Here is a 13,308-nt window from a genome sequence, read left to right as displayed (position 1 = left end):
AGTTTTCTCACGTCGCTGTCCTCTACTGCGCTGGTTCTCTCGCTGGATGACGTTCTCGCCCTGGCAGCTCCAATTGCTCAAGGCATGCCTCAGATGGGATCGCGGCCTACCTATGATGCCAAACCGCAACCCGCGCCCACGCGGCTTCCTTCGCCCGTGACCGGCACACCCCTCGGCGTGAGCTTTGTCGACGTGGCGCGACAGTCAGGGCTGAATGCAAAGACAATCTATGGGGGAGAACACAAGAACCGATATCTCATTGAGACGACGGGCTGCGGTGTGGCCTTCTACGACTACGATCACGATGACTGGCTCGATATCTTTCTCGTCAACGGCACGCGGCTGGAGGGATTCCCCAAAGGACAGGAACCAGTCTCCCGCCTGTTCAAGAACAATCGCGATGGCACCTTTACCGACGTGAGCATAAAGGCCGGCGTAGCACGGACAGGATGGGGCCAGGGATGTTGCGTTGGCGACTATAACAACGACGGCTGGGACGATCTGTTCGTGAGTTACTACGGGCAGAACGTGCTGTACCGCAATAACGGCGATGGCACTTTTACTGACGTGACGGAGAAAGCTGGACTGCGGCAGTCGAAGACCCGATGGAACTCCGGCTGCGCATTTCTCGATTACGACCGCGACGGGCATCTCGATCTGTTTGTCGCCAACTACATCGACTTCGACATCAAGACAGCCCCGCTTCCAGAGGCCGCGGGTTGCCAGTATAAAGGGATTCAAGTGGCCTGCGGGCCACCCGGTTTGCAGGGCGGCAAGAACATCCTTTATCACAACAACGGCGATGGCACCTTCACCGACGTCTCGCAGAAGAGCGGGATGTGGGAGACGGTTGGCACCTATGGGCTCTCGGTGGCGGTCTCCGATTTCGACGACGATGGCTGGCCGGATATCTACGTCGCCAATGACTCTACTGCGGCGACTCTCTATCAGAATCAAAAGGACGGGACGTTCAAGGATGTGGCGATCGAGTCCGGCGTCGCATACTCACCTGATGGGAAGCCGCAGGCGGGGATGGGCGTGTCCGTGGGTGACTACAATCGCGACGGCAGATTCGATCTGGTCAAAACCAACTTCGCCGGCGACACGGATTCACTCTACGCCAACCTTGGCGATGGCAGCTTCGATGATCGTACCTACCTCGCTGGCCTTGGAGTCAATACTCGACTACTCGGCTGGGGGGTTGGCTTCTTCGACATGGACAACGATGGCTGGCTGGATATTCTGGTCTGCAACGGGCACGTCTACCCAGAGGTGGATGGCACCAGCATCGACGCCCCTTACGCGCAGCACAAGTATCTTTATCGCAATCTGCGCAATGGGCAGTTTGAAGAGGTGACGGAGCAGGGTGGCCCAGGCATCACCGAGGCCGCACCAGCGCGCGGCTGCGCCTTTGGAGACTATGACAACGATGGTGACGTCGATGTGGTCGTCAACTGCGTCAACAGCCTGCCGCAACTGCTTCGCTGCGATTCGACCACGGGACGGAACTGGATCAAGATCCGTACCGTGGGGATAAAGTCCAACCGCGCCGGCATTGGCGCGAAGATCAGCGTAACTACTGCGATACCGAACACCGGGAAGCCTTTCGTTCAGATTGACGAGGTGCGAAGCGGCGGAAGCTACTATTCGCAAAATGACCTGCGCATTCACTTTGGCTTGGATCACGCGGTGAAAGCCGATTCGGTGGAGATCAGGTGGCCGTCCGGCGTGCAGGATAAACTGACGGACCTCGCAGCCAATCATCTTTATGTCATTCAGGAGGGCGGCAAGATTCTGAAGACAGTAGCCATGGGCGTGGCAGCGTCTTCTATACCGGCAACGTCCAAAGCGTCTGGTCTGCCAAGGGCAGGCGGCGCGCAAGGAGTATGAAGTTGGCCTCTATGATCGGGCTTTGCGGTACCTGTTCTGGTTCTGCCCGGGACTCCTGCGATACCAGCGTGGCGTCCGCAGCTTAGAGTAGATATGTGGTCGGGAAAAAGAGTGAGTTGATAGTGAGTAAGGGTCCCAGAGTTTTTATGGCGGTTTTGGTTCGATTTCTGCTGGTCGGAATGATGGTTGTTCTGGGTAACGGCGCGGTCGCGCAGACGGCGAAATCAGCCGGACACTCCCATTCCCATTCGAAAGTCGCAAAAACTGCTAAAAAAGGGTCGTCTGCTCAGGCGAAGACTTCAGCCGCCAAAAAGCGCGGCACCGTCAAGGGGAACAAGACCTCCAAGAAAACAACTCGAAAGACTCGGGCCTCTGTCTCTACTCGAAGCGCAAAGAGCAGGAGGATTGCCGCACACAGGAAGCATCATGCTGCCCCCAAGGCAACGGCGCGGAGCATCAAGCTGACCAGCGCATTTCATGCGACCGAGCAATTGCGGCCAATGGCGCAGCAGTTGACGGCGACCCGGTCGGCTGCGGCGTATAGCGGCGTCGAAAGCTATGCCCGGTCGCATCCGGGGGAGGGAGCGGCTGCGGCGTATCTCGCGCTGGGTCATGCCTACATGCTGGATCATAAGTATGACGATGCGGCCAACGCTTTTCGTCAGGCTAGCCGGGCAGGAAAGGCGCTGGATGATTATGCCGACTATCTGGGAGCGCAAGCCTCGTTGCAGGCCGGTCGCGGCGCAGACGCGTATGCGCTGCTAGACAACTTTGCGGAACAGCATCCCGGAAGCATCTTCAACGCGGACGCTCCTGTAATGCTTGCCGACGCCTATCTGCAGCAGGCCAATCCACAGGCCGCGCTGAAGGTGTTGCTGCCGCTGCAGGAGACGCAGCAGGCATCGCATGTGGGCTTTCGCTACGCATTGGGACGGGCCTACCAGATGTCAGGCGACACCGCCCGCGCTGCCGCTATCTTTCGCAGTATCTATCTGAAGGAGCCTTTGAGCTTTGAGGCGGGGCAGTCCCGTGCGCAGTTGCAGACGATGGGCGTCCCTCTCACCGTGGCAGAGCGCAAGATCCATGCCGACCAGCTCTTCAACGCGAAGCAGTATTCGGCGGCGAGCGAGGAATACCATGCAATTGCAAAGGACAGCGATGGCCTGAGTGCCACCGATCTCGATGTGCTGAAGCTCTATTCGGCGGTCTGCGATTTGAAGCTGAAGCACATCAGCCGCAAGCAGGTGGAGGCGCTGCCGGAGACTACTGGCGATAGCGCTGCCCTCAAGCTCTATATGCTGGCTGAGCTATCGCGCGACGAGGACGACGAGGCCGGACATGACGCCTTGATTGCTCAGATGATTCAGCGCTTTCCCCAGAGCCGGTGGCTGGAGGAAGCCCTGTATTCGGGCGGCAACATGTATCTGCTGAAGCACAACGAGAAGCAGGCCACTTATCACTACTCGATGCTGGTAAAGATGTTTCCCAACAGCCTGTATGCTCCTTCGGCTCACTGGCGCGCGGCCTGGATGAACTACAGACTGCGCAACTATGCCGAGGCGGCGCGGCTGATGGACGAGCAGATTCAGATGTATCCGTCGGGCGTCGAGGTGTCGTCTGCGCTTTATTGGCGGGCTCGCATCTACGAGGATGAGGAGCACAACTTTTCCCAGGCGGTGAACTATTACCGCGTGCTGTCTACGACTTACACCAACTTCTATTATGCGAACCTGGCGAGAGAGCGGCTGAAGGTATTGGGGACGCAGACGCCCGTGGCGCCCTCGCCCGTATTGAGCGCCGTGCCGCAGCTAGAAGTTCCTGATCTGACCGGCGAACTGCCGGAGAATGAACCACATCTGATCAAGGCGCGGTTGCTGGCCAATGCAGCTCTGAACGAGTACATCGGGCCGGAGATTCAGGCGAGCGAGACGTCGAGCGAGTGGGGAGCGCTGGCGGAGGCGGAGATTTATGCCTCCTATGGCGAGTACACGCGCTCGGTACAGTCGATGAAGCACTGCGGCATATCGTTCTATTCGCTGCCGGTGGACCAGGTGCCGGCGCTTTACTGGCATCTGCTGTTCCCACAGCCTTACTGGCCGGATGTTGTGGCCGAATCGAAGAAGAACGGACTCGATCCCTACTTTGTAGCATCGTTGATTCGCCAGGAGTCGGAGTTCAATGCGGGTGCGGTGAGCCGTGCGAATGCGTATGGCTTGATGCAACTGATTCCTTCGGTCGGCAAATCAATCGCGAAGAAGCAGAAGATCAAGCATTTCAAGACAAACGACTTGCTGAACGCGAAGGTGAATCTCGAACTCGGAACTATAAATTTAAAGCAGGTGCTGGACCGGTTTGGCGGCCAAAAAGAGTATGCTCTGGCGGCCTATAACGCGGGTGACAGTCCGGTACGGCGATGGATGTCGAGCAACGATTACAAAGACATTCCTGAGTTTGTCGAGTCGATCCCCTATTCGGAGACGCGTGAGTACGTTCAGGCGATCCTGCGCAACCGGGAAATGTATAGAATTTTGTATCCGGGCAGCTAGAGGCATTCGCCGTTCAAACCGAAGAAGCCGCGGCTCCCGGGACCGTTTTTTGGGGGACTCCACGAATCTTCCCTTCCGCAGTGCCGGCGGAACGGTTATAAATCTTTGGTAACTTTTTGCAGGTTTAACGTTTTATCGTGATGGCTCGCTCTTTTGAGGCAATGGACCTGGTGATTCGATGGGCGGGAAATAGATACACTGGAAGATGGGTGTGCATCCAACGAAGCATCGATGCAGAGTTTGAAAGGGCGGTATGAGTTTGGAAAAGGTTCTGATTGTTGAAGATGAGGTTCACGCACGGAGCGGCTTGACGGAGTTGATCGAGAGCTGGGGATACCGGGCGGAGTGTGCGGCGGATGGTATCGAGGGCCTGGAGCGGGCCGTCGATTGGGCTCCGGCGATTGTGGTGACCGATCTGAAGATGCCGCGGATGGACGGCATGGAGTTATTGAGCCGGATCGGCGAGCTACCGCAACGTATTGCGGTGGTGATGCTGACGGCGCAGGGCTCGATTGAGTCGGCCGTCGAAGCGATGCGCATGGGGGCATACGACTACATTCCCAAGCCGGTCGATCCAGTGCGTCTGCGTACAATCCTGCATAATGCGACGCGGCAGCGCGAGGCCGATGTAGAGCTTGAAGTTACGCGGCGGCAGTTGCGGGATACCGGCGTGCTGGGGCCGCTGGTAGGGTCGTCGCCGCAGATGAAGGACATCTTCACGATGATCGAGCGAGTCGCTCCATCTAATGTCTCGGTGCTGGTGACCGGTGAGAGCGGTACGGGCAAGGAGCTGGTGGCGCGGGCACTGCATGACCTGAGCTCGAGGCGGTTAAAGCCCTTTGTCGCCGTGAACTGCGCCGCGATTCCGGAGACGCTGATTGAGAGTGAGATCTTCGGGCATGAGAAGGGCGCATTTACAGGTGCGCTGGAGCGTCGCGCCGGGTGTTTCGAGCTGGCCGAAGAAGGTACGCTGCTGCTCGACGAGATCGGCGAGATGCCGGCGGGCACGCAGGCGAAGTTGTTGCGCGTGCTAGAAGACAGAAAGCTGAGGCGGCTGGGCAGCAAGGTCGAGACGCCGGTGGATGTTCGCGTGGTGGCGGCGACGAACAAAGATCCGGAGAAGGCGGTGGCGAGCGGTGAACTGCGCGGCGATCTCTACTACCGGCTGAATGTCTTCAATATCCATATGCCCCCCCTGCGGGACCACTTGATGGATGTTTCGGCGATCGCGGAGAAGATGATCGACGACATGAATGAGCGGCATCATTGCACGGTGGCTGGCTTGAAGGATTCGCTGATGAATCGGATGGAGACGTACCAATGGCCGGGGAACGTTCGCGAGCTGCGCAATACGATCGAGCGTGCGGTGATTCTGGCGGGCTCCGGCATGCTGGGCGTCGAGCACCTGCCGCCACACTTTGGAGAACCCGGGTTTGCGCCGCCACCGACGCGGGTCAGCAGGGTTGCTCCGGAGGCGGAGGGCGCCGCTTCGAGCGAGGTGCAGAGGTATCTGGAAGACAAGAATACCGTGCGTGTTGAGGTGGGAACAACAGTGGATGAGGCGGAGCGGCAGTTGATCTTAAAGACGCTTTTGTCGACACATAATAACAAGACGAAGGCGGCTGAGATACTGGGAATCAGCTCGAAAACGCTGCAGAACAAATTGAAGGAATATCAGAATGCGTCTGCTGTTGTGACGGAGTAGGAATGCGGCTGAAAACGAAACTGGTGGTGTCGGCTACCGGGTTGACGTTCGCGCTGGTGCTGGTGCTGTCGGGTCTGTTTGTCAGCGAGCTGCTGCGGCAGAGAATCGATCAGACCTCGGCCGCGAACGACGTGCTTGCCCACGAAGTATGGCTGATGATGCGGCAGGCAGTCGAAACCGGGCTCCGTGCGCAACCTCCGGTGGACAAGACCGATGAGGCGCTTCATGTTGCGGTGACGGACGCGTTGCAGAACAATCAGGCGTTGGCGGATGGGATGAATATGGTGGTCCGCTACTCGCCAACGGTGCAGGACGTGAGCGTGACGGACGCGCATGGGCTGATCCTGGTGAGCACGGACCCGGATGCTCTGGAACAGCCGGTAGGCCACAGGATGAGCCTGCAGAGCGTACAGGCGGGGAGTATTGCCTCCCAGATGAAGATGGTCTTCGGCCAGCCCCGCGTGCTGGATATCGAGGAATCGCTGATCCGGAACGGCCAGCCGTTCCTTGTAGTGCATGTAGGGGTGCGTTCGACATTTGTGCGCGCTTCGTACGAGCCGTGGCTGAAGGACGCTCTCATCTTTGCGTTACTGGCGGCATTGGCAGCGATGATCGCTGCGGGCTTGCTCGCGAATGTGGCGTTGCAACCGATCGAGGCCATCAGTCGCAAGCTGGAAAGTCTGACGATTGCCGACCGCGATGCCGTGCCGCACGTAGAGGAGAAGGACTCTGGAAGCGATGCGGTGGTGAGGGTATCGAAGACCATCGACCGGCTGGGCCAGCAGATTCGCAGTACCGAAGAGGGGTATACGGCGTTGCAAGCGAACCTGGCCCAGATGCTTGATACCCTGCGGGACGGCGTACTATTGTTCACCCCCGATCATCGAGCGGTGATGGTTTCGGATGCAGTAGCTTACTTTTTGAATATGCCCGAGAGCGAACTGGTGGGCAAGCGGCTGGAGGAGATCTTTGAGCCGGACACGGCGCTGGGTGGAGCAGTCCTGCGGGCATTTGCGAGTGGCGGCCAGGTGAGCGCGGAGGGCGTAACGCTGGAGGATGGGCGGCAGGTACAGATTTCGCTGGACAGGATCGACGACCGGCTCGGAGGTAGCAGCAATATGGGAACCCTGCTCACCTTGCGAGACACAGAGTCGGCTCTTCAACTAGGTCAGGAACTGGAGGTAGCCCGCAGGCTTGCAGCGATTGGGCGGCTTACCGCCGGCGTTGGCCATGAAGTTAAGAACCCTATCAACGCAATGGTGGTCCACCTGGAATTATTGCGGAGCAAGCTCGCGGCTGGCGATTCTCCCGGCCTTGCCGGAGCGCAACGTCATGTCGACATACTCGCAGGAGAAATGCAGCGGTTGGACCGGGTTGTGCAGACACTTGCCGACTTCTCACGGCCGATGGAACTGCATCTTCGCGAACAGGACCTGCGTCAGGTCGTGGGTGCGGTGACGGAGTTGACGGCAGCGGAGATGCAAGAGAATGGAGTGCAGGTTACAGTGTCTGCCCCCGCAGGACCGCTGATGGTGCGGGTGGATGCGGAATTGATGCGACAGGCATTGTTGAACTTGATGCTGAATGGGATGCAGGCGATGCCATCGGGAGGTAAGATGCGGGTGACGATACGCCGCGACCATTCTTTTGCGGTGGTTGAGGTAGAAGATGAAGGAGAGGGTATTCCTCCGGAGCTGTTACCGCGTATCTTTGAACTGTACTTCACCACAAAAGCAAAGGGCAGTGGAATCGGGCTGGCAACGACCTACCGCATCCTGCAGATGCATGGCGGTGCGATGGATGTGCGGTCCAATGCCGAGGCCGGTTCTCCGGAACGGGGAACAACGTTTACACTCCGGTTGCCAATTGCGACTGGAGCAGGCGTGGAAGGACGCAAAGCTGTTGCAGCCGGCACCAGTCACAAAGGAATGGGAGAACGCGTTTGAAAGTGTACGGCGACATGGGGCGAAGGATGATGGCGGCAATCGTATGCACTGGGTTGACGTGCGGATTGAGCGGCTGCATGCATCTACAAAAGCGTCCAAAGGCCCCGGTACTGCCGCCGGTGATGGAGCCAGTGGCGCTTGCGACCCTCCCTCCACCAAAGAATCCCCCATTACTGACTGCACCGGTAATTGAAATACCGCCGATGCCTATCTCAGCGGCGGCGGCAACTCCGCGGCGCGAGCGGAAACATCTTGCACCAAAGACTGCCACCGCAGCACCTGCGGAAGAGGCGGCTCCCGAGCCGCCGACGGATGAAACTGCTGCTATTGGTGATTTGACCGCTGGGGGAGCAGCTAACCCGCAGGCGCAGGAGGAGGCCGCAAGCCTGATTCGTTTGATTGAAAAACGGGTGAAGGCATTGCCTCCGCAGACGGCCAGGAAACAAAGGTCACAGGTAAATCGTGTGCAAAATTTCGAGCGACAGGCGCAGGATGCCTTGAAATCCGGGGATGTGGAAGGAGCAACGACGCTGGCTACGAAGGCCAACCTGCTGCTTGATGATCTGGACAAGCAGACTGGTAAGGAGTAGACCAGCTTCGGAACTGGTATAAGGCAGGCTGAGCTGGACTAAAGTCTTTCAACATCGGTACAAGAGCATGTCATCTCGACCCGAGCAGCGCACAGTTTCATCGTGCGCTGCTCTCACGTCCCGCACTTTCAACTTAATTCTCAGCCCTCTGCGCCGTGGCACTTCTTGTATTTCTTTCCTGAACCGCAGGGGCAATCGTCGTTGCGTCCGACTTTTTCACCAGCGCGGCGCGGAGTTGCCCCGTTCGTCTCTGCACTTGCGCCAGCGGCATGTGCGAGGTCGAGTTCGCGCTTCTTTTTCTTCTGGAACTCGCGTTCGAGAGCGTCGATCGTGGTCGACGGAGCGCGGGTGGGGATCGGAACCGGAGGATGTGCAGCCTGAGACGGCAACGCATTTGGCTCTGCATTTTGAACCGGTTGGCGCTGCATCTGCACCTGCTGCAGCTGTTCGGCGGTTTCGATGGGGGTGCCGTCGGGGCCGATGATCTGCATGCGGAAGAGATGGCGGGCAGTGTCTTCCTGGAAGCGCATCATCATGCCTTCGAACATATCGAAGGACTCCTTCTTGTATGCGACGAGGGGGTCCTGCTGGGCATAGCCACGCAGTCCAATGCCTTCCTTGAGATGGTCCATGGCCAGAAGGTGGTCTTTCCAGAGACCGTCCAGTACGGAGAGCATGACGATGCGCTCGTGATAGCGCATCTGCGGAGCGCCGAGAATCTGCTCCTTGACGTCATAGCGTCCGCGAAGCTTTTCGAAGATGGCCTCGCCAAGTTCGTGGCGAGTCATCTCCTTCGCGTCGATCTCGTTTTCGAGATGGGCCCCGAAGATATCGTAGATCTGGCTAAAGAGGGCATCGAGCTTCCACTCGTCGGCGTGGGCCTTCTCCGGAGCGTGCTCGTCGAGCAGATTGGAGAGGATCGTGGAGACGTAGTCATCGGTGATGAGCTGCTTCTGGTCGACGCCCTGCATCAGCTGGCGGCGCAGGCCATAGACCGCCTCGCGCTGCTTGTTCATCACATCGTCGTACTCGAGAACGTGTTTGCGCGACTCGAAGTTCTGGCTTTCAACCGCCTGTTGCGCGGAGGCGATGCGCTTGGAGATCATGCGGCTCTCGATAGGAACGCCTTCTTCCATGCCGAGACGCTGGAGCAGGGTGGAGACCCACTCGCGGGCGAAGATGCGCATAAGGTCGTCTTCGAGCGAGAGGAAGAAGCGCGAGGAGCCGGGGTCGCCCTGACGTCCCGCTCGTCCACGGAGCTGGTTATCGACGCGGCGTGACTCGTGGCGCTCGGTGCCGAGGATATGGAGGCCTCCAGCGGCGATAACGGCTTCGTGCTCCTTCTTTGCCGCTGCTTCGTGCGTTGCGGTCGCGGCATCCCAGGCCTCCTGGGTGGTTTCAAACTCCTGGCCGGTGTAGTAGAAGCGGACCATGCCGGGAGCGGCGACAGGAGAGATCGCCCCTTCAGCTGCCGAGACAGCGCGCGCCAGGTTCTTGCGTACGATGTCCTGCCGGGCCATGAATTCGGCGTTGCCGCCGAGGAGAATGTCGGTTCCGCGGCCAGCCATATTGGTAGCGATGGTGACCATGCCGAGGCGTCCGGCCTGGGCGACGATCTCGGCTTCTTTCTCGTGGAACTTGGCATTCAGTACGACGTGGCGAACACCTTTGCGTTTGAGAATCTCGCTGAGTAGCTCGGATTTCTCGATGCTTGTGGTGCCGACCAGGACGGGCTGCTTGGCCTCGTGGAGCTTGGCGATCTCGTCAGCCACGGCGAAGTATTTTTCCTTCGAGGTGCGGTAGACAACATCGGAGTTTTCAATGCGCCTCATGACCCGGTTGGTCGGGATGACGACGATGTCCAGTTTGTAGATCTTTTGGAACTCGGCGGCCTCGGTCTCGGCAGTTCCGGTCATGCCCGAGAGCTTTTTGTACATGCGGAAGTAGTTCTGGAACGTGATGGTCGCAAGCGTCTGGTCCTCTTTGCGAATAGCCACGCCTTCCTTGGCTTCGACCGCCTGGTGCAGCCCGTCGGACCAGCGGCGGCCCGGCATGAGGCGACCCGTGAACTCGTCGACGATGATGACTTCGCCGTCTTTGACGACGTATTCGACGTCGCGCTTATAGAGGTTGTGCGCTTTCACTGCAACTTCGACGTGATGCTTCAGGTCCCAGTTCTCCGGGTCGGCGATGTTGCCGATTCCGAGCAGCTTCTCGATCTTCTCCCAACCCTCGTCGGTGATGGTGACGGCCCGCGCTTTTTCGTCGATGACGAAATCCCCGGTATACGTCTTGGTGTCGAGCGTTTCCGTCAGTTCGCCCTCTTCGAGCGAAGGGATGATGAGGTTGACGCGCGCGTACTTGTCGGTGGTCTGGTCTGTCGGGCCGCTGATGATCAGCGGCGTGCGGGCCTCATCGATCAGGATCGAGTCCACTTCGTCGACGATGCAGTAGTAGTTCCCACGCTGAACCTGGTCGGCCAGCTCGAACTTCATGTTGTCGCGCAGATAGTCGAAGCCGAACTCGTTATTTGTGCCGTAGGTGATATCGGAGCCGTAAGCCTCGCGGCGCTGCTGGTCGTCAAGATCATGGACGATGACGCCGACGGTGAGTCCGAGGAAGCCGTAGATCTTGCCCATCCACTCGGCGTCGCGTTTGGCGAGATAGTCGTTGACCGTGACCACGTGCACGCCGCGTCCGGCGAGGGCATTGAGATAGCAGGGAAGTGTGGCGACGAGGGTTTTACCTTCGCCGGTCTTCATCTCGGCAATGTTGCCGGAGTGGAGGACCATGCCGCCGATAAGCTGCACGTCGAAGTGGCGCATCTGCACGGTGCGCTTGCCTGCCTCGCGAACGACAGCAAAGGCTTCTGGCAGGATCTCCTTGAGAATTTCCTGCTCAGCCTCGTAGGTGGCCTTTTCAGCGTCTTCATCGTCGGGGTTGATCTTGGCTGCGGCTAGAGCGTCGGCGATGCGCTGGCGAAACTCGACGGTTTTGCCGCGCAGTTGATCGTCCGAGAGCGCCTGGATGGAGGGCTCAAGGTCATTAATCCGTTTAACGGTGGGCAGAAGGCGCTTTACGGCACGCTCGTTGCTGGTGCCAAAGACTTTTGCGAAAGCTTTATCGATCAAAACTGGTGTCCTTCGGGGTGCATCTTTCCCCCAAGGTCTAGTGTAAATGGTCTGCGGGCCCTGTTGTGGGTTAAGGAGGTCGGGTTACTGGGGTTTGAGGAAGGCGGCGAGTGGCGATTGGGCCTTGCGCAGGGCGATTGCCACGGATTGGGCGTTGAGTTCGGCGCCCTCGGCGCTGGTGTGGGTGTGATCTACGGGGAAGAGGAGCGCGGTCTTTTCCTGCCCGGCGGCCTCGAGGCGGTCGGCTTCTACGGTGGCCATGTCCACATAGGCAACATGCTGTTCGGCGGCCAACTGCTTTAGTTCGGCGTCGTAGCCCATGTCCCGCTCGATCTTGCCGTCCTTCCAGATATTGCGGATGGTGAGCGAAAGCAGGATGGGCGTAGCCTTTTTCGCTCGCGTGTCGGCGATGTACTTGCGCATATACCAGCCATAGGTGTGAACGGTTTCGGTGTGCCCGTCGGGCAGGGTGACATCCCTGGTCTCATCGCCGAGCCCTTTCAGGGAGCCGCGAGCCTTGGGGCCATCGAGGTTGCCGCCATCATTGTGGCCCATCTGGAGAAGGACAAAGTCGCCGGGCTTCATCTCGGCCAGCACACGGTCCCAGGAGCCCTCATTGATGAAGGTGCGGCTGCTGCGGCCTGCATGGGCGCGGTTGGCTACATTGATGCGCATGGTGTCGAAGTAGTGGGCGAAATGGTCCCCCCAGCCTAGGTCGGCCTGGTTGCGAGCCGTGGAGTCGCCGACGATAAAGACAGTAGGAAGACTGGGATTGAGCGGGACGGAAGGTGCGACGGAAGTTTGCGGCGGCGTGGGAGGGGGCTGCGTCGAGGTTTGGGCGAAGGAAACCGCGGCGGTGAGCAGAAGCCCTGCGAAAAGTTGTCTGAAACAGGAGGCGGAGGACTTGATCCGAACCATGGCAGTAAGAGTAGCCTATGGAAAGCGCCTAATTCAATAGGCAAAATATTTCCACCATAATGGACCCCACCCCGGTGCAACGGGCGATGGTGATTATGCAGCAGGGTGCGACGCCATAGTCATGCGGAGACTGGGGGTTGCGGCATAAGATTCCATCTGTCGGTTTTAGAATGGTTCGTGAGGTGATGGGCCATGGGGATGAGCGACGAGGTCTTTGAGGTGATGTGTCCCGATTGCGGAGCAATGCTGAAGATCGACCCGGTGACGCGGGCGATCATTTCGCATAAAGCTGCTCCGAAGAAGAAGATGTTCGAGGACTTTGGCGAAGCCGCGCGAGCCCTGCGCGAAAGTGACGAGCGGCGAGACTCGATCTTTGCGCAGAGTGTCGAGGCGCATAGGAACAACGAGGACGTGCTGGCCAAAAAATTTGCTGAAGCCGTGAAGAAGGCAAAGGAAAGCCCGTTGACGGAGCGGCCGTTAAGGGACTTCGACCTCGATTAGGATTGCTCATCGACCACGGATGGACGCGGAGAAACACGGATATTGAACTTCAAGGCGAATGCTTTTAAATCCGCATTTATC

Annotated in this window: 8 protein-coding genes; 6 read left to right on the top strand and 2 right to left on the bottom strand. The window is 58.7% G+C overall.

Annotation, left to right across the window (positions count from 1 at the left end):
* Positions 1-93: 93 nt before the first annotated feature.
* The 5 genes from P4G45_RS12215 to P4G45_RS12195 all read left to right on the top strand — a co-directional run bounded on the left by P4G45_RS12215 (position 94) and on the right by P4G45_RS12195 (position 8,677).
* Positions 94-1,890 carry a CRTAC1 family protein gene (locus P4G45_RS12215; protein WP_373694200.1) on the top strand — a complete coding sequence of 599 codons (1,797 nt, stop codon included), beginning with the start codon at positions 94-96 and terminating at the stop codon, positions 1,888-1,890.
* Between the two features lie 146 nt (positions 1,891-2,036).
* Positions 2,037-4,436, top strand: coding sequence for a transglycosylase SLT domain-containing protein (locus P4G45_RS12210; RefSeq protein ID WP_348266754.1), 2,400 nt, complete (start codon positions 2,037-2,039; stop codon positions 4,434-4,436).
* A gap of 253 nt (positions 4,437-4,689) precedes the next feature.
* Positions 4,690-6,141 (top strand): sigma-54 dependent transcriptional regulator, encoded by a 1,452-nt coding sequence (locus P4G45_RS12205; RefSeq protein WP_348266753.1) that lies wholly within the window; start codon positions 4,690-4,692, stop codon positions 6,139-6,141.
* Between the two features lie 2 nt (positions 6,142-6,143).
* Positions 6,144-8,087 carry an ATP-binding protein gene (locus tag P4G45_RS12200; protein WP_348266752.1) on the top strand — a complete coding sequence of 648 codons (1,944 nt, stop codon included), beginning with the start codon at positions 6,144-6,146 and terminating at the stop codon, positions 8,085-8,087.
* 77 nt (positions 8,088-8,164) lie between these two features.
* Positions 8,165-8,677, top strand: a complete 513-nt coding sequence (locus P4G45_RS12195) for a hypothetical protein (RefSeq protein WP_348266751.1) — start codon at positions 8,165-8,167, stop codon at positions 8,675-8,677.
* 140 nt (positions 8,678-8,817) lie between these two features.
* On the opposite strand, the gene secA is transcribed toward P4G45_RS12195, so the two are convergent.
* Complete coding sequence (gene secA / locus P4G45_RS12190; RefSeq protein WP_348266750.1) at positions 8,818-11,808, bottom strand: preprotein translocase subunit SecA; 2,991 nt, start codon at positions 11,806-11,808, stop codon at positions 8,818-8,820.
* Between the two features lie 84 nt (positions 11,809-11,892).
* Entirely contained in the window at positions 11,893-12,726 is an 834-nt protein-coding gene (locus P4G45_RS12185) for a rhamnogalacturonan acetylesterase (RefSeq protein ID WP_348266749.1), read from the bottom strand.
* Between the two features lie 192 nt (positions 12,727-12,918).
* Here P4G45_RS12185 and P4G45_RS12180 point away from each other — a divergent pair, with 192 nt between their 5' ends.
* Positions 12,919-13,227, top strand: coding sequence for a hypothetical protein (locus P4G45_RS12180; protein WP_348266748.1), 309 nt, complete (start codon positions 12,919-12,921; stop codon positions 13,225-13,227).
* The last annotated feature ends 81 nt before the right edge of the window (positions 13,228-13,308 follow it).

The sequence above is a fragment of the Edaphobacter paludis genome (genome assembly GCF_039993895.1).
Classification (GTDB): domain Bacteria; phylum Acidobacteriota; class Terriglobia; order Terriglobales; family Acidobacteriaceae; genus Edaphobacter; species Edaphobacter paludis.
This window is presented reverse-complemented; position numbering and strand designations above follow the sequence as displayed.